The 23,629-nt window shown below is 59.3% G+C and carries 23 protein-coding genes; 16 read left to right on the top strand and 7 right to left on the bottom strand.

From position 1 onward, the window contains the following. Nucleotides 1-36: 36 nt before the first annotated feature. The 5 genes from HMPREF2943_RS00330 (at nucleotide 37) to HMPREF2943_RS00310 (ending at nucleotide 3,557) form a co-directional block, all read left to right on the top strand. A complete protein-coding gene (locus tag HMPREF2943_RS00330) occupies nucleotides 37-552 on the top strand; it encodes a phosphoribosyltransferase (protein ID WP_010188260.1) in 516 nt (171 codons plus the stop codon). Then, nucleotides 552-2,000, top strand: a complete 1,449-nt coding sequence (locus HMPREF2943_RS00325; protein WP_070710478.1) for a SulP family inorganic anion transporter — start codon at nucleotides 552-554, stop codon at nucleotides 1,998-2,000. The genes HMPREF2943_RS00330 and HMPREF2943_RS00325 overlap by 1 nt, the downstream gene beginning before the upstream one ends. 112 nt (nucleotides 2,001-2,112) lie before the next feature. Then, nucleotides 2,113-2,595, top strand: coding sequence for a ferritin (locus HMPREF2943_RS00320; RefSeq protein WP_070444417.1), 483 nt, complete (start codon nucleotides 2,113-2,115; stop codon nucleotides 2,593-2,595). Nucleotides 2,596-2,659: 64 nt separating this feature from the next. Further along, nucleotides 2,660-3,046: a hypothetical protein gene (locus HMPREF2943_RS00315; protein WP_070444414.1), complete on the top strand. Its 387-nt coding sequence runs from the start codon at nucleotides 2,660-2,662 to the stop codon at nucleotides 3,044-3,046. After that, the gene (locus HMPREF2943_RS00310) at nucleotides 2,988-3,557 is read left to right on the top strand and encodes an HAD-IA family hydrolase (protein WP_070444412.1); all 570 of its coding nucleotides are present in this window, start codon (nucleotides 2,988-2,990) and stop codon (nucleotides 3,555-3,557) included. The genes HMPREF2943_RS00315 and HMPREF2943_RS00310 overlap by 59 nt, the downstream gene beginning before the upstream one ends. Here HMPREF2943_RS00310 and HMPREF2943_RS00305 read toward each other — a convergent pair. After that, on the bottom strand, nucleotides 3,554-4,630 hold the full coding sequence (locus HMPREF2943_RS00305) for an ROK family protein (protein ID WP_070444410.1): 1,077 nt from the start codon (nucleotides 4,628-4,630) through the stop codon (nucleotides 3,554-3,556). The genes HMPREF2943_RS00310 and HMPREF2943_RS00305 overlap by 4 nt on opposite strands. Before the next feature lie 97 nt (nucleotides 4,631-4,727). On the opposite strand from HMPREF2943_RS00305, the gene HMPREF2943_RS00300 reads away from it, so the two are divergent. Both HMPREF2943_RS00300 and HMPREF2943_RS00295 read left to right on the top strand, forming a co-directional pair. Next, a complete protein-coding gene (locus HMPREF2943_RS00300) occupies nucleotides 4,728-5,297 on the top strand; it encodes an LOG family protein (protein ID WP_070710523.1) in 570 nt (189 codons plus the stop codon). Between the two features lie 70 nt (nucleotides 5,298-5,367). Next, nucleotides 5,368-7,029, top strand: a complete 1,662-nt coding sequence (locus HMPREF2943_RS00295) for a DUF885 domain-containing protein (RefSeq protein ID WP_070710476.1) — start codon at nucleotides 5,368-5,370, stop codon at nucleotides 7,027-7,029. Between the two features lie 47 nt (nucleotides 7,030-7,076). On the opposite strand, the gene HMPREF2943_RS00290 is transcribed toward HMPREF2943_RS00295, so the two are convergent. Further along, nucleotides 7,077-8,123 (bottom strand): AbrB family transcriptional regulator, encoded by a 1,047-nt coding sequence (locus HMPREF2943_RS00290; RefSeq protein WP_246817237.1) that lies wholly within the window; start codon nucleotides 8,121-8,123, stop codon nucleotides 7,077-7,079. A gap of 16 nt (nucleotides 8,124-8,139) precedes the next feature. Between HMPREF2943_RS00290 and HMPREF2943_RS00285 the strand changes: the two genes are divergently transcribed. Then, on the top strand, nucleotides 8,140-8,910 hold the full coding sequence (locus HMPREF2943_RS00285) for a TSUP family transporter (RefSeq protein WP_371325753.1): 771 nt from the start codon (nucleotides 8,140-8,142) through the stop codon (nucleotides 8,908-8,910). Here the strand turns inward: HMPREF2943_RS00285 and HMPREF2943_RS00280 are convergent. Together HMPREF2943_RS00280 and HMPREF2943_RS00275 are read right to left on the bottom strand one after the other, a co-directional pair. Then, complete coding sequence (locus HMPREF2943_RS00280; protein ID WP_070710472.1) at nucleotides 8,907-11,087, bottom strand: ATP-dependent RNA helicase; 2,181 nt, start codon at nucleotides 11,085-11,087, stop codon at nucleotides 8,907-8,909. The genes HMPREF2943_RS00285 and HMPREF2943_RS00280 overlap by 4 nt on opposite strands. Continuing rightward, complete coding sequence (locus HMPREF2943_RS00275) at nucleotides 11,080-11,703, bottom strand: sugar O-acetyltransferase (protein ID WP_070710470.1); 624 nt, start codon at nucleotides 11,701-11,703, stop codon at nucleotides 11,080-11,082. Before HMPREF2943_RS00275 ends, HMPREF2943_RS00280 begins: the two co-directional genes overlap by 8 nt. Nucleotides 11,704-11,802: 99 nt before the next feature. On the opposite strand from HMPREF2943_RS00275, the gene HMPREF2943_RS00270 reads away from it, so the two are divergent. Continuing rightward, nucleotides 11,803-12,339, top strand: coding sequence for an NADPH-dependent FMN reductase (locus HMPREF2943_RS00270; protein ID WP_070444398.1), 537 nt, complete (start codon nucleotides 11,803-11,805; stop codon nucleotides 12,337-12,339). A gap of 5 nt (nucleotides 12,340-12,344) precedes the next feature. Continuing rightward, nucleotides 12,345-13,037: an SDR family oxidoreductase gene (locus tag HMPREF2943_RS00265; protein ID WP_070645002.1), complete on the top strand. Its 693-nt coding sequence runs from the start codon at nucleotides 12,345-12,347 to the stop codon at nucleotides 13,035-13,037. 78 nt (nucleotides 13,038-13,115) lie between these two features. Here the strand turns inward: HMPREF2943_RS00265 and HMPREF2943_RS00260 are convergent, their stop codons facing one another. After that, entirely contained in the window at nucleotides 13,116-14,693 is a 1,578-nt protein-coding gene (locus HMPREF2943_RS00260) for an aldehyde dehydrogenase family protein (RefSeq protein ID WP_070710468.1), read from the bottom strand. Between the two features lie 45 nt (nucleotides 14,694-14,738). Beyond that, complete coding sequence (gene betT / locus HMPREF2943_RS00255; RefSeq protein ID WP_070644662.1) at nucleotides 14,739-16,994, bottom strand: choline BCCT transporter BetT; 2,256 nt, start codon at nucleotides 16,992-16,994, stop codon at nucleotides 14,739-14,741. 330 nt (nucleotides 16,995-17,324) lie between these two features. Between betT and betA the strand changes: the two genes are divergently transcribed. From betA to HMPREF2943_RS00230, 5 genes are all read left to right on the top strand, one after another. Continuing rightward, nucleotides 17,325-19,100 carry a choline dehydrogenase gene (betA, locus tag HMPREF2943_RS00250; RefSeq protein ID WP_070644663.1) on the top strand — a complete coding sequence of 592 codons (1,776 nt, stop codon included), beginning with the start codon at nucleotides 17,325-17,327 and terminating at the stop codon, nucleotides 19,098-19,100. Nucleotides 19,101-19,262: 162 nt separating this feature from the next. Beyond that, nucleotides 19,263-19,910 carry a LysE family translocator gene (locus tag HMPREF2943_RS00245; RefSeq protein ID WP_070710466.1) on the top strand — a complete coding sequence of 216 codons (648 nt, stop codon included), beginning with the start codon at nucleotides 19,263-19,265 and terminating at the stop codon, nucleotides 19,908-19,910. Between the two features lie 19 nt (nucleotides 19,911-19,929). Beyond that, complete coding sequence (locus tag HMPREF2943_RS00240) at nucleotides 19,930-20,208, top strand: RNA-binding S4 domain-containing protein (protein ID WP_210384562.1); 279 nt, start codon at nucleotides 19,930-19,932, stop codon at nucleotides 20,206-20,208. Continuing rightward, a complete protein-coding gene (locus HMPREF2943_RS00235; RefSeq protein WP_070710465.1) occupies nucleotides 20,208-20,912 on the top strand; it encodes a VOC family protein in 705 nt (234 codons plus the stop codon). The genes HMPREF2943_RS00240 and HMPREF2943_RS00235 overlap by 1 nt, the downstream gene beginning before the upstream one ends. Further along, nucleotides 20,884-21,186, top strand: coding sequence for an MGMT family protein (locus tag HMPREF2943_RS00230; protein WP_070710463.1), 303 nt, complete (start codon nucleotides 20,884-20,886; stop codon nucleotides 21,184-21,186). Before HMPREF2943_RS00235 ends, HMPREF2943_RS00230 begins: the two co-directional genes overlap by 29 nt. A 70-nt stretch (nucleotides 21,187-21,256) precedes the next feature. Here the strand turns inward: HMPREF2943_RS00230 and HMPREF2943_RS00225 are convergent, their stop codons facing one another. Further along, the gene (locus HMPREF2943_RS00225) at nucleotides 21,257-22,534 is read right to left on the bottom strand and encodes an HNH endonuclease signature motif containing protein (protein WP_070710461.1); all 1,278 of its coding nucleotides are present in this window, start codon (nucleotides 22,532-22,534) and stop codon (nucleotides 21,257-21,259) included. Between the two features lie 272 nt (nucleotides 22,535-22,806). Between HMPREF2943_RS00225 and HMPREF2943_RS00220 the strand changes: the two genes are divergently transcribed. Further along, nucleotides 22,807-23,574: a hypothetical protein gene (locus tag HMPREF2943_RS00220; RefSeq protein WP_141756067.1), complete on the top strand. Its 768-nt coding sequence runs from the start codon at nucleotides 22,807-22,809 to the stop codon at nucleotides 23,572-23,574. Nucleotides 23,575-23,629 lie beyond the last annotated feature (55 nt).

Raw genomic sequence — 23,629 nt, 5'->3', positions numbered from 1 at the left:
AGGGAAATGCACAATCTGGCGAAGGAGACCTAGACGATGAGCACCCCGGAGTGGTGGAACCCGGAACGCGAGAACCTGACCTGGGAGGTCTTCGGTGAGGCCAGTCGCTTCCTGTCCCAAGAAATCGTGGATTCGGGCTGGTTCCCGGACCTCATCGTGGGCGTGGCCCGCGGTGGATTGATCCCAGCCGGCGCTATTGGCTACGCCATCGGCGTCAAGGAGATGGGCGCTATCAACGTGGAGTTCTACACCGATATCGGTGAGACCCTTCCGGAGCCGATTCTCCTTAACCCGCAGCTAGATACAGACTCGCTCAAGGACAAGAAGGTCCTCGTCGTTGATGACGTGGCGGATTCCGGCAAGACCCTCGACCTCGTGGTCAACCTGCTCGAGCAGACCGCATCCGAGGTCAAGTCCGCGGTGATCTACACGAAGCCGACCACCATCTTTGAGCCGGACTTCTCGTGGAAGAAGACCGACCAGTGGATCAACTTCGCATGGTCCGTCCTCCCGGTCATCACGCGCGATGGCTCTTTCCAGGAAGGACATTAATGTCAGAAGCCTCCGCCGGTTCTTTCCGCGCGGCTTTCAACTCGCCCGCCCGCTTCCGTAAAGAAGTGTTTGGCGGGCTTGCTGTTGCGCTCGCCCTCATCCCGGAAGTTTTAAGTTTCTCCATCCTCGCCGGACTCGACCCTAAGGTGGGTCTTTTCGCCTCCGTCATCATGGCGATGTCCATCGCCATCACCGGCGGGCGCCCAGCCATGATCTCCGCCGCGGCGGGTTCGGTCGCCGTGGTCATCGCACCACTTGCCCACGAGCATGGCCTGCACTACGTCCTCGTCACCATCTGGATGGCGGGAATTCTGCAGGTGGTGATGGCAGTGCTGGGCGTCGCCAAGCTCATGCGTTTCATCCCTCGCAGCGTCATGCTGGGTTTTGTCAACGCGCTGGGTATCCTCATGTTTACCGCGCAGCTGAGCCATCTGTGGAACGTGCCGTGGCTGGTGTATGTCCTCGTCGCCTTGGGCCTGCTGATCATGGTGGTATGGCCCCGAATCACCACGGTGATCCCCGCGCCGCTCATGGCGATCGTGGTTGTCACCGTGCTGACTGTGATTTTTGGGTGGCAGGTTCCCGACGTCGCGGATCAAGGTGAGCTTCCGACCTCCCTGCCTGGCTTCATTATTCCGGATGTGCCGTGGACGAAGGACACTCTCCTCCTCTGCCTTCCCTATGCACTGGGCGTGGCGCTGGTCGGCCTCATGGAATCTCTGCTCACCGCCAAGCTTGTCGATGACCTCACGGACACCCATTCCGATAAGACACGCGAATCCGTAGGACAGGGCATCGGCAACATGCTCGCCGCAGCCATCGGCGGCATGGGCGTGTGCGCGATGATCGGCCAGACCATGATCAACGTCAAGGAATCCCAGGCGCGCACGCGCTTGTCGACGTTCCTCGCCGGCGTCTTCCTCCTCGTCCTCATCCTCGTGTTGGGGGATACCGTAGGAAAAATCCCCATGGCCGCTCTCGTGGCAGTCATGTTCATGGTGTCTTACCACACCGTGGATTGGCGCTCGGTGCGCACGATTCACCGCATGCCTCTGAGCGAAACCCTCGTCATGCTGGTGACGGTGATTGGCACCTTGGCCACGAATAACCTGGCGGTCGGTGTGATCCTCGGCGTCCTCACCGCCTCGGTGGCCTTTGCGCGCCGCGTGGCGCACCTGGTGTCGGTGGAGCTGGAGGGCAACGTCTACACCGTGCGTGGCCAGCTCTTCTTCGCGTCGTCCAACGATCTGGTCTACGCCTTCGATTACACCCTGCCGGTGGACAAGGTCATTGTGGATTTCTCAGAGGCCGATATCTGGGATGCCTCAACCGTGGCGGTGCTTGAATCCGTGGAAAACAAGTACGCAAGTCGTGGAGTAGCGGTGGAATTCCGCGGCCTCGATGGCGTTAGCCTCGCGCGCTACCAGAGGATTTCTGGTTTGGGTTAGGTAAACCTACCAGAAAAAATGTTATGACGTGCGAGTTTGCTTAAGATCGCCTTGCTAGCGCGTCCAGAGAATTTCTGTATTGTGGGAACAACACACGAAAGGATTAACTCTTATGGATGAGAAACTGCAAACGCTCCTCAACGCCCAGGTCAATAACGAGCACGGCGCAGCCCTGATTTACACCCAGCTGGCCTACGAGATGGACAACCTGTCCTTCCCGGGTATGCGCGATTGGTTCTTCAAGCAGGCAGAGGAAGAGCGCGAGCACGCACAGAAGTTCGCCGAGCACCTGTTGGACCGTGGCTACCGCGTCGAGTTGGAGGATATCCAGGTCGGCTCCGTCAAGGCCGCCACCCCGCTTGATGCTTTTGAGGCCTCCCTCGCGCATGAGCAGAAGGTCTCGGAGCAGATCCGGGAGATCGCCCGCACCGCGGATGCCGCCGGGGATCTCGATTCCCGCGCCCTCATCAACTGGTTCCTCGAGGAGCAGGTTGAGGAGGAGTCCACCGTGTCTGAAATCATTGACCAGCTCAAGCTGGTGGGCAATGACGGCTCGGGTCTGCTGCGCGTCGATGGTTCGTTGGCGCAACGGTAACGAAGCCATATAGTTTCTAGGAATTCTCCCACAGCCCTCTGCGGTTGGTGGGAGAATTTCTTTCATGACTACAACGCGCCTGATGCTCATTTGCGGTGCCCTGGCCGGCCTTGTGATCGCATTGGTCGGCGGCACGTGGCTGGCCGCAACGAACATGGCGCTGGGAACCTTCTTCTTCGCTCTCGCCGTGATGCTTGGCCCGTTCGCGGGTCTAGCACTGTTGCTCTGCGCCGCCGCGGCATCGACGGCGCTGAGCCGCTCCCTGTTTAGCGTCGGCGGCTTGTTCCTCGTGGGGGCCACCTCGACGTTGTGGGCGCAGGGCACGCTGTCGCTCCCGCTCTTCGTGGCGGGCACGCTGACTGGAGCTAGTGCGGTCTGGCTACACTGGGCGCATGGCAAGTTTGCTCTTCGACCTTTATGGCGTGCTCATGCGGCCCGCCGGGAACTCTGAGTTGGAGGATTACCTCCGTCCCGAAAATGTAGAGCACTTTTGGTCCATCTATGAGGAGTTTCGCCCTGCCTATAATGCTGGGCACCTGAGCGATGCGCAGTATTGGGGCCGCATTCGCGCGCTGACGGAACTGAGCTCCTTTGACGTCAGCCACGCGACCGAACTGGACACCGAGCGCCTGTTGGTCGCTGATGAAGAGATGGTGCGCGCGGTCCTAGGGTTTATTGCTCAAGGGCATAGCGTCGGCATTTTGGCGAATGTTCCGACGGTTCTGGGAACTCGGATCCGCCAGACGCAGCCTTGGCTGAAGGAATGCGCCGCCGTGACGCTGAGCTGCGATATTGGGGTAGCCAAGCCGGATCCGGAGGCCTACCTCGTGGCCGTGGATGCCCTCGGCGCGCAGGCCAAGGACACGCACTTCTTCGATGATCGGCCGGACTTCGTCACCGCCGCCCAGCGTCTCGGGCTCAAGGCCCACCTTTTTACGGGAATCGACTCGGTTTACTTTTAGGCAGCTTTCGCCTCGCGGCCGAGCTCCAGCGGAACGCGCAGCAGCGGATCAAGCGCTACAGCGCGGGTGCAGGCGCGAACAATCTCGGTGTGCGAAGGAATCATGCGCAGCTCCACTGGGTGATCGGTGGCCTGGCGCACGGCGGAAGCAAAGAGCTTCGGGGCCGCCGGATCATCGGAGAAGGCGCCGCCGGCGACTACGAGGGTATCGGGCTTATGCTGCGTTAAAAGTTCAGCAGCGGTGGCCCCGAGGGAGCGCGCGCGGTCGTCGAGAAGCGCCCGCGTTTCTTCATCAGCATTCGCCACCACGTCTGGGAATGAGTCTCCGCCGGTCTCATTCAGCATCGCCTGCGTGGCCAGGACGTCAGCTTCGTCGAGTTCGAGCTGCACAATTTCATCGCCCAAGGTCAGCGCGGCGCCAACGGAGTCATCCGCGTAGAGCACCATGACGGGCTTCTCCGCGCCCAGCTCCGCAGACTGCGTCTCGGATCCCAGGATGGCAGGGATGACGGAGGACACGACAACCGGAACGCCGAACTGGTACTCCAGACGGCTGGCGATATCCATCTCGTCCCAGCCCAGGTTGTGGGCGGTAATGCGTCCAGCTTCGTTCACGCTGCCGGAGGTGGTCACGCCGACTGAAACCAAACGTCGATCCAGGCCGGTCATCAGGCGGTTGACACCAGCAATGATGTGCTCGATAACATCGCTTGCACTTAAGCGCGACACCGGGGTAGCCACGTCTTCCTCGCGCAGGGTGCGTCCCTTGGTGTCGAAGAAGGCGATGCGGGTGAAGGCGGTGCCAACCGCAATACCAACCAGCATCCAATCATTATCCGCCACTTCCAGGGGCACGGTGGGGCGCCCGCGGCCGCGGGACTGCGTCAAATCCGTGCGCTCACGAATCAGTCCAGCACCCAGCAGCGCGGCAGTGGCGCGGGTAATCGTCGGCTGGGAGAGTCCCGTGGCTTCGACAAGTTCACTGCGGGTAACAACGGGGTTGAGTCGAATGATGTGGAGGCACTTCGCCGCTGGGGTGCGGGGGCGAGTGAACACGGGACCAGATTTAATCATGGCGCAAGTATAAATTCAGCAGACCGCATTGTCTAATAGAAATTGGGATTCAGTAGACATCATAGTCTAGAAGTGTGCCTGCGTTAGAGTAGTGTTCATGGATTCTGTTGCTGTGTACTGCGGCTCCGCCGCTGGAAACTCTGAAGCCTATGGCCAAGCCGCACACCTTTTGGGGGAGGAGCTCGCGCGGCGCAACCTCACCCTGGTTTATGGCGGCGGTGACGTAGGCCTGATGGGCATCGTCGCAGATTCCTGCCTTGCCGCCGGCGGCACCGTCATTGGGGTTATCCCGCGGCAGCTCGTTGATTACGAGATGTCACACCAGCGGGTAACCAAACTCGAAGTCGTGGACACCATGGCGCAGCGCAAAACGCGTATGGAGGAACTCGCGGATGCCTTCGTGTGCCTGCCGGGTGGCGTGGGAACTCTAGAGGAGCTCACCGAGGTGCTCACCCTGCAACAGTTGGGGAACCTGGATAGCCCGGTGGGTCTCGTAGACGTGAAGGGATTCTGGCAGCCGTTTATAAGAATGTACTCTGCAATGGTGCAGGAGGGATTCGTTCAGAAGCGCTTCCTCGATGCTCTCGTGGTGAACCCCTCTCCTGCTGAAGTGCTCAACGAATTTACATCCTGGACAAGCCCGGGAAGTAAGTGGAGCAACAATTAGCTAACAAGCTGGTAAATAAGGCGGCGCTGGGTTGGCCCAAACCCCTGGATCTTCGTTAGACTTCGCCCTTATGAGTTTTGACCAGAACGCAGAGCGCCAGCCTTCGCTGCTGGACGCGTCGTGCGATAATTTCGTCCACGACCTCGCGCAGCTCACGCCCACCGATGCCACCGCGTGGGGAATTCCCGGCTTCGACGGTGAGTTGGAAGATTTCTCCCCGGAGTACTACTCCTCCGTGGCGGATCGCACTCGTGAGATGATGGCGGATCTCGATGCCCTCGATGACACCACCGACGAATCCGACGATGACGACGATTTTGACGAGGTGGACTACGTCACCGCCGCCGTCTTGCGCGACCGTCTCTGCCTGGATCTTGACCTGCACCATGCCGGTGAGGACATCCGCTGCCTTAACAACATTGCCTCCCCGGTGCAGACCATTCGCGACACCCTCATGCTCATGCCGAAGGACACCCCGGAGCAGCTTGATGTATTGCGTTCGCGCCTGTCGAAGGTGGCAACCTCGCTCAACGGCTACAAGGAGTCCCTCACCGAGGCGGCTTCGCGTGGCATGGTCGCGCCGCAGCGCCAGATCTCCGATGTCTTCGTGCAATGCGAGCGGCTTGCCGACGCCGGCTCCATGCTCGAGGACCTTGGCGTTGAAGGCCCAGAGGTGGACGCGGCCAAGGAAGCCTTCGGCGAGTTCGCCGATTGGCTCTCTAACGAGCTGCAGCCGCAGGCACCATCGCAGGATGCGGTGGGCCGCGAGCGCTACGAGCGCTTCTCCAAGCTTTTCGTTGGCGATGCCGTGGACCTCGATGAGGCCTATGAGTGGGGCATGGACCAGGTGCGCTCCATCAAGGCGGAACAAGAAAAGATCGCCCACGAGCTCTACGGCTCCGACGTCACCGTGCGCGCGGCCATGCGCAAACTCAACGAAGAGGAGCGCTACCAGCTGCACGGCACCGACGCGCTAGTGGAGTGGATGCAGTCCACCGCGGACCGCGCGATCAAGGACCTCGACGGCAACGCCTTCGACATCCCGGAGGCCGTTAAAGAAATCGAGTGCTGTATCGACCCGGCCGGCACCGGCGGCATCTTCTACACCTCGCCCTCCGATGATTTCTCCCGCCCCGGCCGCATGTGGTGGTCCGTACCGGCTGGCCAGGAGCTTTTCCACACCTGGCAGGAGCTGACAACCGTCCACCACGAGGGCGCGCCGGGCCACCATCTGCAGATTGGCGCCGCGCTGACCCAGCCGGACCTCAACCTATGGCGCCGTGCGGTGACGTGGAACTCTGGCCACGGTGAGGGCTGGGCTCTATACGCTGAAGCACTCATGGCGGAGCTGGGATACATGGATGATCCGGGCTTCCGCATGGGGCTTCTCGACGCCCAACGCTTCCGCGCCGCCCGCGTCGTGGTGGATATCGGACTCCACCTGGGCAAGGCGTTGCCGGAGTGCACCGCGTCCGGCGTCTGGGACAAGTCCCACGTCAAGACCTTCATGCGTGAAAACACCGCGATGGATGACGCCAACCTCTCCTTCGAGGTCACCCGTTACCTGGGTTGGCCGGGCCAGGCGCCGTCTTATGCCCTGGGCCAGCGCCTGTGGCAGCAGACCCGCGACGCTGCCGTGGAGCAGGGCATGGACGTACGTGATTTCCACTCCCAGGCATTGGCCCTAGGTTCTGTGCCGATGTCGATTCTGCGCGAGACAATTCTGGACTAGTTGTTAGACTCTTGGATTTATCCACTAGTGACTCTGTGATTTATCCACTAGCGGCGGAATAGCCCCAAAATCTGGGGCAAATATCCCGCGATGACCAGCACGATGATGAGCCGGATAATTTGCACGGCTACCACGGCGGGGCCCGCCCCGCCTTCCGCGGAGAGCGCGAGGACGGTCTCCAGCGCTCCGGGTGAGGTGGCGAGGTACGCCTCGAAGTAGGTGATGTCCAGCCATGCGGTCAAAGGCACAGCAGTGAGCGCGCACACGCCGATCACGACAATGATAAAGAGGATCGTTGCTGGTAGCTGCTTAGTGAAGGCCCGCAGTGCCGGTACCGACAGCCCACCACCGCAGACCCAGCCGATGGACATAAACGCCATGATCTTGAAGACGTAGAGCGGCTCCAAAGTGTGGCCGGCTGGAATAACCTGGGCGACCAGCACGGTCAAGAGGAGCGGCCCCAAAACAGCAGCAGCTGGCAAACACACCAGCTTGCCTAGCTTTTCACCAACCACGGCGATGGCGACCGTCAACCCCACGATCCACCACGTGACCTCGCCGTCAACGCTCATGTCGACGCCTTTGCCCGCGGGGGCGTCTAACAAGGAGACCACCAAGGGGAGGGACACCGACACCGCCAGAAGGCGCAGGTATTGCGTCAGCGCCACGTAGCGGTAGTCCGCACCGAGTTCGCTGGCTAGCGCGGGCATGAGCGAGGCCCCGCCCGGCAGCATGGATAAGATTCCGGTTTCCCAGGAAATATCTTTTGGCTGTGAGCGGTGTAGCAGCACGCCGCCGGCGACACCGATAAGCACGGTGATGAGTGACATCGTCACCGCGGCTGGCACAAAGCCAAGGAGCGTGGAGGCAGGAACTAAGGTCAGTGGTATGCCCGCCATCATTCCGATGAACCCGCGGGCGACAGAATAAAAGTGCTCGTTAACGGCGAGTTCTTTGCCCGTCGTCAAGGCCATGGCTCCCGAGACCACGATGGCGCCGAGGATCCAGGCTGCGGGTACGTGAAGGTAGCTAAACAATGCCCCCAGTGCTGCAGACCCCGGGGCCACGATGACCCATCGCGTACGAACAGACATGGAATCGAGTTTAATGATGGACATGGATTTCGGATTAAGCGGTTGGGCGATTCTCACCATCGGCGCTACCGCGGCCGGATGGATCGATGCCGTCATTGGTGGCGGCGGGCTTGTGCTCATTCCGCTCATCCTGGCGGTCGCACCCCAGCTTGCGCCCGCCACAGCCCTGGCCACGAACAAGGTGGCGGCGGTCTCTGGAACGGCCTCTGCTGCCGTAACACTCGTCAAGAAGGTTCGCCCGCCGAAGGGCGAGCTCATCCGCATGGGACTCATCGCGCTGGTGTGCTCTGGACTCGGGGCCACAGCAGCCGCACTCATGGACAAGGACGTCATGCGGCCGGTCATCATCGTGCTTATGGTGGCAGTCGGCATCTTTGTGGCCTTTCGCCCGGACTTCGGCAGCGGCGACGGAATCCGCGGCGGCTGGCGCACGTGGGCAGGGTTAGCCGCTGTCGCTGCCATCGCCTTCTACGATGGCATCTTTGGCCCCGGCACCGGCATGTTCCTCATCATGGCCTTTACCGCTATCTTCTCGCAGAATTTCCTCACCTCCGCAGCGATGGCGAAAGTGGTCAACACGTGTACCAACGTCGGTGCGCTCGTGGTGTTTATCGTGGGTGGCCACGTGGTGTGGGGTCTCGCCTTAGTTCTCGCGGCAGCAAATATCATTGGCGCGCAGCTGGGCGCGCGGACTGTGCTTGGCGGTGGTGCAAAGCTCATCCGCTATGCGCTTCTCGCACTCGTCGTGGTGATGAGCGTGTACCTGTCCTGGCAGCAGTGGGGTTAATTCGTCTTCGCCGTGGCCACAGCGTTCCATGGATCCTCCGGCCACGGGTGTTTGGGGTAGCGCCCGCGCATGTCGGCGCGCACGCCGGCATAGGGCCCGGACCAGAAGCTCGCCAGATCATCGGTGACGGCAAGTGGCCGGCCGGCGGGAGACAACAGATGGAATTGCACGCGGTGGCCGCAGTACTCGGGCGATTCAGCCAGGCCGAAGCATTCCTGCAGCTTGATGGAGACCACGGGACGCTCGCCGGACCAATCGATCCTCGCAGCACGTCCGGACGGAACCGCTAACCGTTCCGGCGCGAGCTCATCCAAGCGGCTAGCTTCGGGCCAGGGGAGCAAGCGCTGCAGCGCCGGGTACATGTCTGGCCGCTTCCCGGCAGCCAGCTCATGCAGCTCCGGCTCCAGCCAGCTCAGATCATCGCCGTCCACGTCCGGCCACGGATTCCCGTATGCCCTATGCAGATGACGCATACGTTCCCGCAGGTTTTGAGCCTTGTCACTGAAGTGAAACAGATTTAAACCCTGTCCGGAGTTGCGTAGTGCCTCCACCGCCTCATCACCGGAGACCTTCACTGGGGTTTCCGACAACACGATGGAGCCTGCCGCACGCACGCGCATGCCACGGACCTTGGGACCGTCGAGAAATGCTCGCGTCTCTTCGGTCACGCCGATGATGTCGAGTGCGTCCTTTTCCGCAATGGGCACTGCTTCACGAATGATGGCGTTTCCAGATCGCGCCAACGACACCTCAGCCACCGCCAACCAGTCGTGACCATCCTCGAAATACCGCGCGCGCGTACCGCTGGCGAGCAAAAACTCCTTGTCGCCCACGCGCTTAGCCACGAACTCCGGGAAGGCGCTAGCGACCACCACGCCTGGGTCCACCGGACCCTTGTTGGGCACCAAGCGGGCAAGCCGCTTCGGATCCGAATCATCCAGGCGGGCAATTGTGTCAGCGGCACCGGAGCCATGTTTGAGCAGGGCAGCTCCCCATCGTGGGTGCGTTGGCAGTAACGCCAGCTCTTCGCCAGCGTTGAGCAGATCTAGGGTGCGGTGGGCGTCGGCAAGCGCGGGCCCCGGTGGGGGATCCAGCAAGGGGAAATCCGGTCCCGCGCCCCAACTATCCATGAACAGTGCCGCCTGCGTGAGGTCCGCAGAAAGAATTTCTGGAATCACGTGCGGGGAAAAGTGCTGGTAATCCTCCTGCGAATAGCAGCGGACGACGGTACCCGGCGCCTCACGTCCGGCACGTCCGGCGCGTTGATCGGCGCTGCTTTTCGACGTCGACACTGTCACCAACCCACTCATCCCGCGCTGCGCATCCCGCTTGGGCACGCGGGATAGCCCGGCATCGATGACGGTGCGCACGCCTGGCACGGTCAGCGAAGATTCCGCGATGGACGTCGCCACCACGATGCGCGGCTCGCGCGTATAAAGCGCCGCATCCTGCTCTTGCGTGGTCTGGCGGCCATGGAGCGGAAAAACGTTATGGCCACTCAGTGCATCACACACCAGGTTGACCTCGCGCACGCCGGGAACAAAGACCAGCGTGGACTCGTGCTGCCGCGCGGCAACCCTCGCCACGCCTTTCCAAAAGTCTCGATCTCCCGCAGCGCGCCCCGGAATCGGTTCATAGGAAATATCGAGTGGGTACGTGACAGCCTCAGTGGAATGGATCGGCGCATTCCCCATAAGCTGGGAGAAGCGGGTGGCGTCGACAGTCGCGGACATGGCAATAACCCGAAAGTCATCGCGGAGCTGCGCCAACTCTAAGCACATACCGAGTACGAGGTCAGTATCGAGCTGGCGTTCGTGGACCTCGTCGATGGCCACGGCGGAAATCCCTTCAAGTTCCGGATCCCGCAACAGTCGGCGTAACAAAACACCTGGGGTAACAAACTCGACGTCCGCGCCTTTGCGGGAATCACCGCGCACCGCATAGCCGATGCGCTGGCCTGACAACTCCTGAAGGCGGTTTGCCGCCGCACGCACCGCCACGCGGCGTGGTGCGGTGACGAGAACCTTGCCCTCTACCTGGTTCGCTAATGCCGGTGGAATAAGCGTGGTCTTACCGGTGCCGGGCGGGGCCTGGACCACGACGTGGCCGTCTGAAGGAAGCGAATCAATGGTCTCTAGGACGGGAAGTCCCTTGCCGATTGCCTTGAGATCAAACATCGAGATCTTGGCGCTCCCACCTATCTTCGTTGTCCTCCAGCTTGCGCACCACGCGCCCCGGTGAGCCCAGGACCAGCGAGTTATCCGGTACGTCGCGGGTCACCAGTGAGCCTGCGCCTACGACGCAGTTCTTGCCCACGGTGACGCCAGGCAGGACCGTGACGTTGGCGCCAAACCAGGTGTTATCACCGATGGTGATAGGTTTAGCTATTTCCCAGCCCTCCGCCCGCATCTCATGATCGTTGACGGGGTGGCCCACCGTGATGAGCGAACAGTTCGGCCCCATCATGACGCGGTCTCCGAGGGTTACAGGCGCTTGCGCCTGGATTGTCGCACCAAAGTTGATGAACACCCCTTTGCCAACCGTGACGTTGCGGCCGTATTCCAGGTTAAGCGGCGTGTGGAGGCCGGGTACTTCGGACTCGGGGGAGAGCAGCGCGCGCAGGATGTCGTGCGCGCGGTCGCGATCGGTGTTGTGCAGCTCGTTGAGTTCTTTGACCAACCGGAATCCGCGCTGGTGCTCGGCGTTGACCTCCTCGTTGACACTGGGCATGAACCACTGCCCGCTGGTCATGCGCTCAATGGATCCGTGATCCGCCAAGTTCTCCTGTGACATGGCAAAAGAATAAACATGTTGAGCGGAAATGTCGATCGCGTGAGCATATCGGCGTACGCTCAAACGTTGACACGTTAACAAAATGTGAAAGGCACATTTATGGCAAAAATCGGCATCATTCTTGGCTCTACCCGCGACGACCGCGCCGGGCTGGCCATCGCCCAATGGGTCACTGACCTGGCCCAAGGTCGCGACGTTGACTACGAGCTCATTGACCTCAAGGCCTTCGACGTTCCAATTCTCACTTCTTCCGTCATCCCTATGGCGGCAAACAAAAATTACGAGGACCCGAATGTCCAAGCTTGGTCCGATGCCATTGATGCCTGCGACGGCTATATCTTCGTTACCCCGGAGTACAACCACTCCGTGCCGGGTGCGTTCAAGAACGCCGTCGATTCCTTGGGCGCTGAGTGGGTGGCCAAGCCGATTGCCTATGTGGGCTATAGCTTTAGCGGCGGCATCCGCGCGGTGGAGGCGTGGCGTCTCATCATGGCTAATTTCTCCATGAAGCAGCTGCGCACTCAGCTTGATATCTCGCTCAATACTGACATGAAGGATGGCACCTTTACCCCGGCCGACTTCAAGATCGAGATCGTGGAAAACATCTGCGCCGAGCTGGAAGAAGTCCTATCCTAGGGCGCATGGAAAAGGTAGCAGTTGTCACAGGAGCGTCCTCGGGGATCGGGGAGGCGTCGGCAAGAGCGTTGGCGGCCGACGGTTGGCATGTCGTCGTCGGTGCGCGTCGCGTAGAGCGCCTTGAGGCCCTCGCGAAGGACATCGGTGGCGAGGCCTATGCCCTCGACGTAACCTCGGACGAGTCCGTGGCTGAGTTCGTCTCCCACCTCGACCGCGTGGACCTCTTGGTCAACAACGCCGGTGGCGCGAAGGGCTTGGAACCTCTCGTGGAGACCACCGTAGAGGACTGGCAGTGGATGTACGACGTCAACGTCCTCGGCACTGTCCGTATGATCCAAGCCCTCATGCCGAAGCTGCGGGGTGGGCTCATTATCAACATGGGATCCGTTGCCGGGTGGAACGTTTACGAGGGCGGCTCCGGCTACAACGCCGCCAAGCATGGCGTGCGCGTGATTTCTCGTGCATTACGTATCGAGGAGCACGGTGTCCGCGTCACCGAACTCGACCCGGGCCGTGTAGCCACGGAAGAATTTTCCCTTAATCGTTTTCGGGGCGACACCGAACGTGCCGCACAGGTGTATGACGGCGAGCTCAACCTCACCGCAGAAGACATCGCTGAGGCCGTGCGTTGGGTGGCCTCGCTGCCGGAGCACGTCAACATTGACACCATGACCATTAAGCCGCGCACGCAAAGCTAAACCGTGGTGTGTGCCTGCCACTGAGGCCCCGCGTTCTTTTCTGGACCGCGGGGCCTTAGCGATATCTGTTCCTACGAACTACTGTAAACCGAACTGCTCCCACGCGGCAGGGGACAGGTTTTGGTACACGTGCTTGTGTTCTTGGTATTCGGCTAGGCCGGTGGGGCCAAGCTCGCGGCCGTTACCGGACTGCTTGTAGCCGCCCCACTCTGCCTGCGGCAAGTACGGGTGGAAGTCATTGATCCAGATGGTGCCGTGGCGCAGGGCCCGGGCAAGGCGCTCGGCGCGGCCAGCGTCAGCGGTGTACACCGCACCCGCTAGGCCGTACTCGGTGTCATTCGCGATGGCGATGGCCTCCTCCTCGGTGGTGAAGGTCTCGATGGTTACGGTTGGGCCAAAGGCCTCGTCGTGGACACAGTCCATCTCGCGGGTCGCGCCATCAATGATGGTGGGCAGATAGTAAATGCCAGCCCCCAGGTCAGTCGTGCCGGTGCCATGCGGTCCAGTGGTGTCCTGGCTAGTGGCGACGCGTCCGCCAGTGAGGATCTTGGCGCCCTGCTCACGTGCTTTATCCACATAAGCGGCAACCTTTTCGCGGTGCTCAGCGGAGATGAGGGGGCCGGTCTCGGCCTTTTCATCTGTAGGGCCACCGATTTTGATCTTGTTTGCGCGCTCCACCAAGGCGTCAACAAACTTATCGTGCAAGGACTCTTCGACAATGATGCGGGAGCCCGCGGAGCAGACCTGTCCGGAGTGGAAGAAGGCGCCGTTGAGGGCGTTGTCCACGGCGACGTCGAAGTTAGCGTCAGCGAAGATCACGTTCGGGTTCTTACCGCCGAGTTCGAGTGCAGTGCGCTTGACGGTCTCGGCCGCATTCTTGGCGATAATTTTGCCCGTGGCCAGTCCACCGGTGAAGGACACCATGTCCACATCGGGGTGTTGGGACAGCGGGTTGCCACAGTTAGCCCCAGCGCCGGTGATGAGGTTACCTACGCCGTCGGGCAAGCCACATTCTTTGAGTGCGGCCATGAGCAGCATGGCGGTGTGCGGCGTGAGCTCGGCCTGCTTGAGTACAAAGGTGTTACCGGCAGCCAGTGCGGGACCCACCTTCCAGGACACCTGTAGCAGCGGGTAGTTCCACGGCGTAATGAGACCACAGACGCCAATCGGCTCTGCATCGATACGGGAGCGAACATTTGGGTCACCCGGGTCGACTACTCGACCGGCCTGGTGCTGAGCCAGGGTACCGAAGAACTCGAAGGCATTGGCGATATCATCCATATCGCCTAAGGATTCCTCGTAGCGCTTGCCGGTATCGGCGGACTCGGCTTGGGCGAAGAGCTCCTTGTGCTCGCGGATGAAATCGGCCACGCGGATGACCAGCTTGCCGCGTTCGACGGCCGGGGTATTAGCCCACTCGCCGTTGTCGAAGGTTTCACGGGCAACCTTGATGGCGCGCTCGGTGTCCTCGTCGGAAGCCTCGGACACGAGGCCCACGGTGGAGCCATCAGCGGGGCAGATGATGGTGCGGGTCTCGCCGCTCTGGGCAGCCTCCCACTGGCCATTGATGAAAAGGGACTTGGGCGAGCCGCCGGAGTGCACGCCCTTCAAGAGGTCGGTCGTTGTGGGGTCGAACAAAGTGTTCTGGGGGCTCAAGTGAAAAGCAACCTTTCTTTCATAGAGGCTTGTGGATTCGCCAGCTTAGCTATCTTCGCGCCAGGTGCGCTCAGGCTCGGCGCCATCGGAGACATCGGATTCGCCCGGCTGGGTTTGTTGCATATATAGGAAAGCCAGGTGGCGTTCGTAGAGATCCAACACGTTATTGATGATTTGGTTCCCAGAGTAGCCATAAACGTCATAGCCCAGTGAACCGGTCATATCGTAGACCTCGAGGCGGTAGTACTCATCGCCTTCGCCTTCAATGAAGTCTGGACGCTCGGCGGCGACGGGAAAGAGCTGATAACGGAACTTTCGTTCATTGTGGAGACGCACTTCAAGATCAAGCTGGGGCAGCTCGACATCGGGAAGCTCGCTGGTGAGCAAGATGGCGTCGTAGCCGCGGGTGCGCATGTGCGTAGCAACCTGCTCAAGAGCGTAAGTAGCGGTGTCGCGTAGGTAGGTCTCCATCTCTGTCTTAGAGGGGAAGGTGTTGGCTCGATCCAAGCGGTTCTTCCACAGGCTGGAATCAGCTGGTTCGCGCTCGGTACGACTAGAGATGACTCCATGCAGTGCGGTGCTGCGGGCGTCAGCTTGGATGCTTTCCAGACGCAAGGACTTCCACAGTGAGAACATGATGAGATACACCACGAAAGCAAAAGGAAGTCCCATCACCACTGTGGCGGACTGAACGGTGGCGATGCCGTCGATCTGCAGCAGGGCCAATGTTAGAGCGCCGACGGTGACGGACCAGAAAATGCGCAGCCAGCGGGAGCCGTCTTGGCGGTTATCAGTAATGCGCGAGGTGAAGTTGGACATGACCAGTGCGCCGGAGTCGGCAGAGGTGATGTAGAGAAGCAGGCCAATGAAGGTGGTCAGGAAGATGACAATGGCAGAGCCAGGGAATTCCTGCAGCATATCGTAGAAGCCCTGCTCAGGGACGTTAATGGCATTTTCTGCGAACTCTGGATAGTCGCCGGAGCGCACCATATCCAAAGCGGTGTTGCCGAAAAAGGACATCCACATGAGGATGAACAGGAATGGGAAGGTAAGGGTGCCGAAGATGAACTGGCGCAGCGTACGGCCGCGAGAAATGCGGGCGAGGAAGAGGCCCACGAAGGTGGCCCACGCGATCCACCAGGCCCAGAAGAACAGAGTCCAGGCCTGCATCCAGGCATCAGTGCTGGCTTGGTCTTCGGCAAAGGCGAAGGTCTCCAAGGTCCAGGAGGGGAACTTGGACACGTAGTCACCGACGTTGGTCACGATGGCGTCGAAGAGGTAGGCGGTCTTGCCAAAAACAACGATGTAGACCATTAGCGCAATGGCCAGGTACACGTTGAGCTCAGACAGGAAGCGGATACCTTTGTCCACACCAGATACGGCCGAGAGGGTCGCAATCGAGATGGCGATGATGATGAGCGCGGCCTGGAGGCCGAATCCCTGCTCAATGCCAAAAATGAGGTGGATACCGTAGGAAAGCTGCACTACGCCGATGCCGAGGGAAGCAGTGACACCGAAAACAGTGCCGAGCATAGCGGCGATGTCTACTGCGGAGCCGATTGGGCCGTGCACGCGCTTGCCAATGAGCGGGTAGAGTGCGGAACGAATAGCCAGGGGCATATTCAGGCGGTAGGCAAAGTAGCCGAAGGCCATACCCATCAGTGCGTACAACGCCCAACCGGTCAGACCGTAGTGGAACATGGCGTAGACCACGGCTTCCTTGGCAGCTTCCATGGTTTCGCCTTCACCCACTGGCGGTGCCATGTACATAGTGACCGGTTCGGCCACGGCAAAGAACATGAGGTCCACACCGATACCGGCGGCAAAGAGCATGGACACCCAGGAGAAGGTGCTGAATTTAGGGCGTGAGTGATCCGGTCCTAGGCGGATCTCGCCTGCTTTGGATAGTGCTACATACAGAACAAAGACAACGGCGATGGTGGCGGTGAGCACGTAGAACCAGCCGAGGTTGTTGCCGATCCATCCGGTTACGTTGGCCAAGGTTTCTGCGGCGGATTTTTGGCCGAACCCGGCATAGAGCACCATGGCGATGATCAGTAGACCGGAAATGATAAATACTGGCCAATTCGTCTTGGGTACAGGGACTTCGCCCGCACCCACATCATCGCCGGTTTCTGCCTTGTAGCTGCCGACGAGGGCTCGTACCTGGTAGCGCGGGATGCGCCGTTTGGCTTCTTTAGTTTGAGTGGGGGTGCCACCGGTCGGCGTGGCGAGAGTGTTTTCGTTGCTCTCGTGGGCCGTGGAAGGATCCCCAGAGTCGAGAGGGCCGTGGTTAGCCATCTACTTCTCCTATCGTTGGTTGATTTATGCCGAGTCTCTTATCCACTGGGCCTCGGACTGCTCACAAAGCACTCGAGAGAAAGATGAGTGAAATGAATCATATCCGGGTAGCTATGCGGTCAAGACTCCGGATTTCATCTCCTCAGACGTCCATCCGAACAACGCAAATATACATTAATCTGGGAAAATCTCCACAGGATGTGTACGCTGGGGCGCGGCCTCGCGAAAGAGACAATGTAAATAAATGCAGTATAGTGCATAAAATATAGTAGACTCGCTCGCGGAGTGCGGTATGGAAATGTCATACAAATCATGGAAAGAAGGGGATTTATGGGTATTTTGGACAAGCTAGCCAAGAAGCGTTCTGCGAAGAAAGTCACCGATGAAGTAAGTGACGTGGTCGTTGTCGGCGGTGGTTCCGCCGGCTCTGTTATTGCCGCACGCCTGACTGAGGAAAAGGACACTCGCGTGCTGGTTCTTGAGGCCGGCCGCCCCGATTCCCTGTGGGATCTGTTTATCCACATGCCCTCTGCCTTCTCTTTCCCCATTGGTGCAAAGAGCTATGACTGGATGTATGAATCCGACCCAGAGCCAGAGATGAACGGTCGCCGTGTCTACCATGCCCGTGGCAAGGTTCTCGGTGGTTCTTCCTCCATCAATGGCATGATTTTCCAGCGGGGTAACCCGATGGATTACGAAAAGTGGGGCATGAACCCAGGCATGGAGAAGTGGGACTTCGCTCATTGCCTGCCATACTTTAACCGCATGGAGACTGCCGCTGCGGCTGAGCCGAATGACCCGCGCCGTGGTCATGACGGCCCGCTGTACCTCTCCCGCGGCCCGGCAACCTCCGAGCTTTTCCAGGCTCTGTTCAAGTCGGTGCAGGAAGCTGGTTACAACCTAACTAATGACGTTAATGGTTACCGCCAGGAAGGCTTCGCTCCGTTCGATCGCAACATTAAGAACGGCAAGCGCTGGTCTGCTGCCCGTGCTTACCTTTACCCGCATTTGGATCGCGAAAACCTCGAGATCCGCACCGGTGCCTTTACCACCAAGGTTCTCTTCGAAGGCCAGAAGGCCGTCGGCGTCGAGTACGAGTGGAAGGGCGGCGTTCACCGCGTATACGCCGATAAGATCGTCCTGTCCGCCGGCGCTATCAATACTCCGCAGCTGCTCGAGGTTTCGGGCATTGGTGACCGTGAGATTCTGGAGAAGCACGGAATCGACGTCGTCAAGCACTTGCCCGGTGTGGGTGAGAATCTGCAGGATCACCTCGAGGTCTATATCCAGTATGAAACGACTAAGTCCACCGCTTCCTCCCAGCCGTACTTGGACAAGTGGCGTTGGCCATTCATGGGTTTGCAGTGGCTGCTGACTAAGAAGGGACCTGTTGCCACCTCCCATTTCGAAGGTGGTGGCTTCGTGCGTTCTAATGAGAACGAGGAATACCCGAACCTCATGTTCCACTTCCTGCCGATGGCGGTGCGTTACGACGGCCAGAAGGCCGACGTGAAGCATGGTTTCCAATGGCACGTTGGGCCGATGTTTTCTGACACCAAGGGCCATGTCCACATTAAGAGCGCGGACATCCACGACAAGCCGTCCATCCTCTTCAACTACCTGAAGACTGACCAGGACCGCCGAGAATGGGTCGAAGCCGTGCGCGTTGCCCGCTCTCTGCTGGACACCAAGGCTATGGAGGAGGTTGGTGCTCGCGAGTTCAGCCCGGGCCCAGACGTTCAGACTGATGAAGAAATCTTGGAATGGGTCCGTAACGATGGCGAGACCGCTCTGCACCCCTCCTGTACTGCCAAGATGGGTGCAGAGTCCGATCCGATGGCCGTGGTTAACCCGGACACCATGGGCGTATGGGGCGTTGAAGGCCTCTATGTTGCTGATGCCTCCGTCTTCCCGTCTGTGACGAACGGCAATATTTATGCCCCGACCATGATGGTGGGCGAGAAGGCTGCCGACCTCATTGCTGGCCGCACCCCGCTCGCGCCGAACAACGCTAAGTGGTACAAAGCCAACACGGATATGCCGCTCTACGCTGAGGGCGAGGCCGTGCGTGATCACAAGCAGTCCATAAGAGGTGCTGACCACTAATTTAGCCTCGTGCTACATCCCCTAAGCGCTGTACTGTCGCCGAGAGATGCCAGTACAGCGCTTATTGTGTAAAAAGGGCCAGGTTACCTGTTTCGCTGCAGATGAAGCCCGCTCTACAGTGGCATGTGTTAGCAATAATGCATGTGAGTATGGGGGTGTTAGATGGCATTCAGCGCCATAGTGGCCTTAATGGGTGTGTGGTTCGCGGCGATGGCTTCGCCGGGACCAGACGTGGTGCAGATTATTCGTTTGGGCGCCCGCTCTACGCGCGCGGCGGTGTGGGCCGCAATCGGTAGCACCACCGGCTTGATGATGTGGACCGTTGCTTCGCTAGCGGGGCTTACCGCATTGATTTCGGCGCACCCGGAAATCCTGGTGGCGCTGCAGGTTGCCGGCGGCAGCTATCTGCTATGGATGGCTTTTTCTGCCATTAGCGGTGGCATCAAAGAGCGTCGTGCTCCGGCAACTATGAATCCCCAACCGCGTGGGTTCACCCCGGATGGCATCATCAGACTCGGCACGGCGTACCGCATGGGCCTGGTCAGCGATCTTTCCAACCCCAAGGTGCTGATCTTCTTCGGCGCTATCTTTGCCAATTTCATCGACCCCGGCATGGGGTTTGGTGCCAATGCCACGGTGGGCTCAGTGCTCATCCTCGAAAGCCTCATTATCTTCGTTGGCGTCGCGCTGTGTACTCGTGCGGTGTCGAAGTGGATGGCGAAGAACTCCGCCAGTGTCGATATCTTTAGTGGTGTCGTGTTTGCCCTGCTTGGCGTCATCATTCTGACGGAGGGACTCCTTGCGCTTTGAGCTGGGTATGCTGGTCAGCATGCTAGAAGTCTCAATTAAGGGAGAATCCATCAAGCTCGGCCAGTTCCTCAAATTGGCCTCCTTGGTCGCAACCGGGGGTGAGGCCAAAGAACTCATCGAGCAGGGCCAGGTCACCGTCAATGGGGAAGTCACTAAGCAGCGCGGTGCAACGCTGGTGCTTGGCGACGTCATCTGTGTCTCCGACACCTGCGCCCGCGTCGTCGAAGACGACGACGATTATTTCGATGAGGCCACCGCCGATGATGACTTTGACCCGGAGAAGTGGAGGAACCTCTAATGCCCGCTTTTGAAGCAGAAGTAGGAATGCCCTACTGGATTACTCTGGCTAGTTCCGATGTGAAGGCCTCCGAAAAGTTTTACTCGGCCGTGTTGGGTTGGGAATTCGAAGACGGCATTGCCCGCCTGCAGGGCCTTCCCATCGCGGAGATTGTCCCAGGCCAAGACACCTGGGCAACTTATTTCCTTTCCCGCGACTTGGAGGCGGATTGCGCCCGGGTAGAACAACTCGGTGGCAAGATCCTCGCTTTAGGTGCGCCGTTGGCGCTTGTTCTGGACAACAGTGGTGCCATGTTTGGTTTGACGCAGCCGGAGCTCGACCGCTTCGTCGCCGGCGGAGAGCCGGGTACTCCGGTGTGGCATGAGCTGACGGTTTCGGCGAATTTCCACTCAGCGCTGGACTTTTATGGCGAGCTCTTCAACTGGGAAATCCGTGGTGATGAGCATTACGCAGTAGCGGAGGAAGAAGGCGCTGCCTTCGCCGGATTTTGGCACGCGGAGGGCTTGCCGAGTTTCTGGCAAACCTACCTGGGCGTGCGGGACATTGACCAGGCAGCTAAGGCTGTAATTGATAACGGCGGAAAGATCATTCGTGAGCCCCACGATTCCCCATTCGGCCGTCTGTGTCTGATCGAGGATTGCACAGGTGCGGCGCTTACCTTGTGTGAGGTTGAGGATGCCCCCGAAGAACCCATCGAGCTCTAGGGTTACGGAGGTCGTTCTCCGCATTCCAGCTGGCAATGTCTCCACCTACGGAGAGATCGCCAAAGTGGTGGGGGTCGGCGCGCGATATGTGGGCTGGGTGATGTCGAAAAGCGCAGATCTGCCCTGGTGGCGGGTGGTCAACAGCAATGGCCGCGCCCACACCTCGGCCGCCCAAGCCCATTGGGATGAAGAAGGCATCCCGCACCGCGGCGACCGTGTGGTCCTTTCTGAGTGTGGGCTGGATGCAACGGATCTGGGAGGCAGCGCCTATTAAGATCCGCTTTGAGAATCGCCATTCTTGGTAAGGGGGTGGCTACTGCGTCGTTTTAAACGACGGACCTTTCTTAGAAGGGGATTTCCTCACCGCCTTCAGGTTCCTTGTTCTCTGCCTTTTCTGTAGGTGCGTGGTGTGCGGCCTCTTGTTGTTCTTTGTCTAGCTCAGCTTTAAGTTCTTGAGCCTCACGGTGTTTCCGGGCGCGGAAGCTCTCAATATCTTGTGCCACACTTCGCGCCCAGCGCTTGTTCTTAGGGGCTAGTGGCCCGGAGGGTTCTGTGATCGCCCACGTGCCATCCTCGAAAAGCCAGACCACATCGCCGGTATCCGGGTCCAAAATATAAAAGGCCCGTCCGTCGGTCTTCATGTTGTGGTGATGCTGGCATAACGCGACCATGTTGTCCGGGTGCGTTGGTCCGCCATCGGCGTAGTTAATACGGTGGTCCAACTGGCATAGCCACGCAGGCATTCCGCAGCCAGCTGCACGGCAGGTGCCATCGCGGCCCTCAACATATTTGCGCACCATCGTGTTTGGTCCGTAGCTTTTGGAGGCCTCTGGCTTGGTGCTTAAATCCCTTTTTGTTACGGCCTGTGCGGGGATATTGCCCACCTGCCAGCCATGGCCTTCTACATATACTGGTGCATCCTCGACGTCATTAGCTTGATAAGTGTGGAGTACTACTCGGGCAGCCTCTGGCTCTACCTTCCCAGTGATGAGGAGGATGAGTGCCTCGGCCATAGAAACTTCATACTTTTCCGCCGCTGCCTTAATAGCCTCATGAATAATGACCCCGATGCTGCTGTCAACCTCTAGTTCGATGGTGGCGCGCTGGGCGCGGGTGAGTATGGAATACCGGTTCTTCGGGCGCGTATCTTCCACCGCGATGGAGTCATCATGAACCTTGACGAGATCACGCATGCGGCGGCGAATCTGCGAAGTGCTGGGAAACGCCTGATTGGGCTTCGTAGGAGTAAACCAACGGGCCAACGAAGTATCGATGGCAGCCACTACCTCTGGGGAAGGCTGGCCCAGCTTAGCCATGACCTGGTCAATGGCAATCAAGGCAGGTAGGTCCAGCAAATAATAAGCATCTTGTAGGGCCTTGAGCTGGGGGAGTTCTCTAAGGCGGTAAATCCCCATGACTATGCGAGCAACTGCCCCGGCCGTTTTGCCGGTCTTTAACCCAAGGCGCATACACGCTGTGTCTGAATCTTCGTCCAAGGCGGGAAGGACGCTAGACCAGAACTCGTAGTCTGCTTGGCGTATGTCCTTGCCTTTCATACATACTGGGTCGTTCGGATTGGAATGAGAAAAATAGGGAACAACAACGTCTGAAGTGGAAGACACTTCAACCCCCTCTTTTGACTGAGTTAATGCGACGGGACGAACCCCCACCGTTCGAAATCCCTTTCGAAATAAGAGCTTATTCGGTATCTCTGGAGAAGTCCATACTGCGGAAAGAAGTTGTGATTAGAGGGGTAAATGAGAAAACTGGTGCTCCACACAAGTCGTGGGGTAAGCGCCAGATAAAACGAACATTCGAGATTTCCAGTGGGGGTTTAGGGCGCCAAATCTCCAATCAGAGCTGTTAAAGCTGTGACTTGAGTTAATCTATACAAGTGTTTAAGTCTCGTTCCTTCATTGTCGGTCTTGCCCTGGCGGCCGTCACCGCGCCTTCTGCCCAGGCTTTGACTTTCGATCCTGGAAAAGTCCCACCACGTACCCAGATGACCGTGCGTTATGCCGATGGAAATTCAGTTTCCACTGGGAATAGCCACGAGTCCCGCCCCGCGCTTTCCCTGGCGAAGCTGTATCTCGGTATGTGGGTGCTGAAATATGGCGCATTCGAGGATAAGGCGCGGGTGGAGAACATGATTCGTTTTTCTGAGGACGGCACCGCCAGTGACTTGGAGCGGAAGTATCCACAGGCCATTCCCTCTATCATCGGGGAGTATCGGTTAGGAGAGACTCACCACAATGGCTACTGGGGAAATACCACGACGTCGACGGAGGATCTCACTCGCTTCATAGGGGCGATATCTGGCGATCCGGCTGCCGCGCCGCTCATGAAGGGTATGGCGATGGTAGCGCCTGCGGCATCCGACGGCTACCGCCAGGACTTTGGCACCGCACGCATCCCGGGCATCATTGGAACGAAATTTGGATGGTCGGACAACCGTCAGGTTCACGCTAGTGCCTCTTTCGGTCCTGGGTATAGCGTGGCGGCTAATACTTATGGATCCCCCGCGGATCTCACGGGGGATGTGCTGGGAGCGGTGGAGGTTGCACCACAGGCGCCAGGCTTGCCGACGTCTCTACAGGACGCGCGCGATAGAGCATGTGCGGAACTAAAACGGGCGGTGCCGAGCTCATCGCAGGCATGCTAAGCGTAGCCGTTGTCGGAAGTAAAGAAAGTATCCTTCGGGCGCGACATCAGAGCTG

This window comes from Corynebacterium sp. HMSC072D12, from assembly GCF_001813925.1.
In the GTDB taxonomy this organism is placed as follows: domain Bacteria; phylum Actinomycetota; class Actinomycetes; order Mycobacteriales; family Mycobacteriaceae; genus Corynebacterium; species Corynebacterium aurimucosum.
This window is presented reverse-complemented; position numbering and strand designations above follow the sequence as displayed.